The sequence below is a fragment of the Delftia sp. ZNC0008 genome (assembly GCF_000799035.1).
Taxonomy (GTDB): domain Bacteria; phylum Pseudomonadota; class Gammaproteobacteria; order Burkholderiales; family Burkholderiaceae_C; genus Comamonas; species Comamonas tsuruhatensis.
Genome location: NZ_JTKZ01000600.1, coordinates 1 through 3,435 on the forward strand (window position 1 = coordinate 1; position 3,435 = coordinate 3,435).

3 protein-coding genes are annotated in these 3,435 nt (G+C 66.9%); all 3 read left to right on the forward strand.

What is annotated here, in order from left to right; genetic code table 11:
* Nucleotides 1-174: 174 nt before the first annotated feature.
* Complete coding sequence (locus tag L995_RS19755) at nucleotides 175-2,670, forward strand: TonB-dependent siderophore receptor (protein ID WP_047473137.1); 2,496 nt, start codon at nucleotides 175-177, stop codon at nucleotides 2,668-2,670.
* A 205-nt stretch (nucleotides 2,671-2,875) separates the two neighbouring features.
* Entirely contained in the window at nucleotides 2,876-3,211 is a 336-nt protein-coding gene (locus tag L995_RS19760) for a DUF3649 domain-containing protein (protein WP_049801421.1), read from the forward strand.
* A 1-nt stretch (nucleotide 3,212) separates the two neighbouring features.
* Nucleotides 3,213-3,435: PepSY domain-containing protein (locus L995_RS19765; protein WP_047473139.1), on the forward strand; the 223-nt coding region annotated here is incomplete at its 3' end.

Below are 3,435 nucleotides of genomic sequence, written 5' to 3' on the forward strand. Positions count from 1 at the left end.
AGGCAGGCCGATGGCGGCCTGCTGGTGGCCGCGGCGGGCTGAGGCGTGACGGTGGCAAGAGCAACTGCATGCGCACGGCAGCGGGGCGCACATTGTTTTTCAGGAGTTTTCCTGGCCAGTCGTCATGGCAGTGATCCCTGTGGGTCCCTTCCATCACTGCCAAGGACGATTTCCATGCATCCGCTTTTCCCTTCTTCGGGCGCCTGCCGTGCCGCCCTCCATCCGCTGGCCCATGCCGTGCTCTGCCTGGGCCTGGCCATGCCGCTGCAGGCGGCGCTGGCCCAGCCGGCCGCACAGACGCTGCGCTTCGACATAGCGGCGCAGCCGCTGGCCAGCGCGCTGGACCAGTTCGCGCGGCAGGCCGGACTGCAGCTGGTGTTCACGCCCTCGCTGGCCGCCCAGCGGCAGGCGCCGGCGGTACGGGGCGAGCTGCCGCTGCGCCAGGCGCTGGATGATTTGCTGGCCGGCAGCGGCCTGCAGGGCCATGTGCAAGAGGGCACGCTGACCGTGCAGCCCGTCGCCGCCATCGAAAAGACGCTGGCCGAAGTGCGGGTGAGCGCGCGCCGGGCCATCGACGGCACGACCGAGGGCACGGGCTCGTACACCAGCCGCGTGACCAGCATCGCCTCCAAGACGGACCAGTCGTTCCGCGAGATCCCGCAATCGGTGTCGGTGATCACGCGCCAGCAGCTCGACGACCGCCGCATGACCGACATCCGCGACGCGCTGGCCGCCACGCCCGGCATCACCACCAGCCAGATCAATTTCGACTCCACCTATTTCTATTCGCGCGGCTTCCAGATCGACAGCATGCAGATCGACGGCGGCGCGCCGCTGAACATCGCCCAGTACACCTACAGCGTCAACCAGAGCATGGACTTCTACGACCGCGTGGAGGTGATGCGCGGCGCCTCGGGCCTGCTGGGTGGCGTGGGCGACCCGGGCGGCATCATCAACATCGTGCGCAAGAAGCCGCTGGCCGAGCCGCGCTTCGTGGTGCAGCAGTCCATCGGCAGCTGGAACAACTACCAGACCATGGTGGATGCCACGGGGCCGCTGGCCCTCGATGGCCGGGTGCGCGGCCGGGCCGTGCTGTCCTACCAGGACACGGACCAGTTCGTGGACATCAAGCACACGCGCGCTCCCCAGTTCTACGGCGTGGTCGAGGCGGACCTGACGCCAGACACCCTGCTGACCGTGGGCATGAGCCGCAGCAAGATCCGCACGCGCGGCGATGGCGGCGGCGACGTGCCGCGCTACAGCGACGGCAGCGATATCGGCCTGCCGCGCCACACCAGCTTCACCCAGCCCTGGGCCACGGGCCGCAAGGACAACAGCGAGCTGTTCGGCGCGCTGGAGCACCGCTTTTCCGCACGCTGGAAGGGCAAGCTCAACCTGACCCGCAGCAAGTCCAGCTATGACGGCTCCACGGTGTTCGGCTATGGCGCGCTGGACCCCGCAACCGGCCTGGGCGTGAACTGGAACGGCGGCGGCCACTACCTGTACGAGAACCGGCAGACCGTGCTGGACGCCAGCCTGGCCGGCAGCTTCGACCTGGGCGGGCGCACGCACGAGATCCTGCTGGGCATGGACCGGCAGAAGGTGGAGAGCTTCTGGAACGTGGGCTATTCCACCGATGCCACGGGCGTGGAGCCCATCGATGTCTACAACCCCGGCGCCTGGCGCCCCGCGCCGGCCGGCGAGATCTCGCGCCGCTACAACCCCTGGGGCCAGGACCAGTCGGGCGGCTATGGCGTATTGCGCCTGCATCCGACGGACCGCCTGCATGTGATTGTGGGCGCGCGCTATGCCAAGTACCGCTTCAACCAGGTCTATGAGTCGCTGAATGCGGCGGGCCAGTGGGAATTGGCATCGGGCAGCCGCTTTTCCGAGCCGGCCAAGTTCACGCCGTATGGCGGGGTGATCTATGACCTGAACAACCAATGGTCGGCGTATCTGAGCTATTCCTCGATTCTCAAGCCGCAGGCGCTGTCCAAGTCGGGGCCTCCTCCGGGCAATTCGCTGGACCCGGTCAAGGGCAAGAGCTATGAGGCCGGTTTCAAGGGCGAATTGGCCGATGGCCGGCTCAATGCCACATTCAGCCTTTTCAACGTGGTGCGCACGGGCACGGCGGTGACGGATACGCGCTATCCGAGCAATCACGAGGAATGGTCGGGCAATTGCTGCTTTCTGCCGCAGGGCAAGGTGACCAGCCGCGGCTTTGACGCCGAGATCGGCGGCGAGCTGCGCCCGGGCTGGCAGATCGCGGCCGGCTACACCTACACCACCACGCGCGACAAGACCGAGGACGCGCCCTACAGCAGCATCACGCCGCGCCATCTGCTCAAGCTGTCCACGGCCTATGTGCTGCCGGGCGAGCTGTCGCGCTGGAAGATTGGCGGCAGCGCCCATATCCAGAGCAAGCACCATGTGCGCGATACGCTGTATGACGCCGACTGGAATGAAGTCGGCCGCTACAACTTCACCCAGGGCGGCTATTCGGTCATCAATGCGATGGTGCAGTACCGGATCGATCCGCGCTGGACGGTTTCCCTGAATCTCAACAATATCTTTGACAAGACGTACTACCAGACCGTGGGCTATGCGAGCGGCGGCAATTTCTATGGAAAGCCGCGCAATGCGGTGCTGACGCTGCGCGGCACCTTCTGAGGGCCGGGGCGGGGTCCATGAGGGCCCGCCCCAGTCCGACCCAGGCCACTGGCCGCAATGGCGAAAACCATTGCGGCTGGCCTTTTTTTCGATCTCGTTTGTCATGTATGAGGAGGGCCTTGAAGGCCGCCGCATCACGGCATCCGTTTTGGCCCCTTGTTTGCACGCATTCGTGCGTTCCTGTGCTTATCCGAATACCCATTACATGCCCCAATCCCAACCCGCTGATCCTGCAGATATCACCCAGGCCGACAGGCCCGTCCATCCGGGCCTGCTTGTCCTGTCCCGCCTGCTGGCCGCCGTCTTCGGCGGCTATGCGCTGGCCAGCGCGCTGGCGGCCTTCCTGGCCGCTGCGCTGCCCGGCGCGCGTGTCGATGCCGTGATCGCCGGCATGCAGTGGAGCTTTGCGCTGCACGCGCTGGCGGTGATCTGGGCGTTCTCGCCGGTTTCGGCGGGCCGGGTCTGGCTGGGGTTGCTGGTGCCTGCGGCGCTGATGGGCGGCGCCGCGCTGCTGCTGGCGCGCAATGGCGCGGGAGGCTGAGATGGCCAAGGCGCAGATCAGCAAGGTCCCCGGCAGCGGCGCTGCCACGGGCGGTTTCCGCCAGGCCCAGGCCTGGCTGCATACCTGGTGCGGGCTGTGGTTTTCGTGGCTGCTGTTCGCGGTGTTCCTCACGGGTTCGCTGGCCGTGTTCCAGGAAGCCATCACGCACTGGATGACGCCCGAGCACCATGCCGAGGAGGCGGCCGAGGCGGCCGAGGCGGCAG

What these genes read in the sequence shown, in the direction of transcription:
- L995_RS19755 (WP_047473137.1), top strand. Translation starts at nt 175, where the DNA reads ATGCATCCGCTTTTCCCTTCTTCGGGCGCCTGCCGTGCCGCCCTCCAT.
- L995_RS19760 (WP_049801421.1), top strand. Translation starts at nt 2,876, where the DNA reads ATGCCCCAATCCCAACCCGCTGATCCTGCAGATATCACCCAGGCCGAC.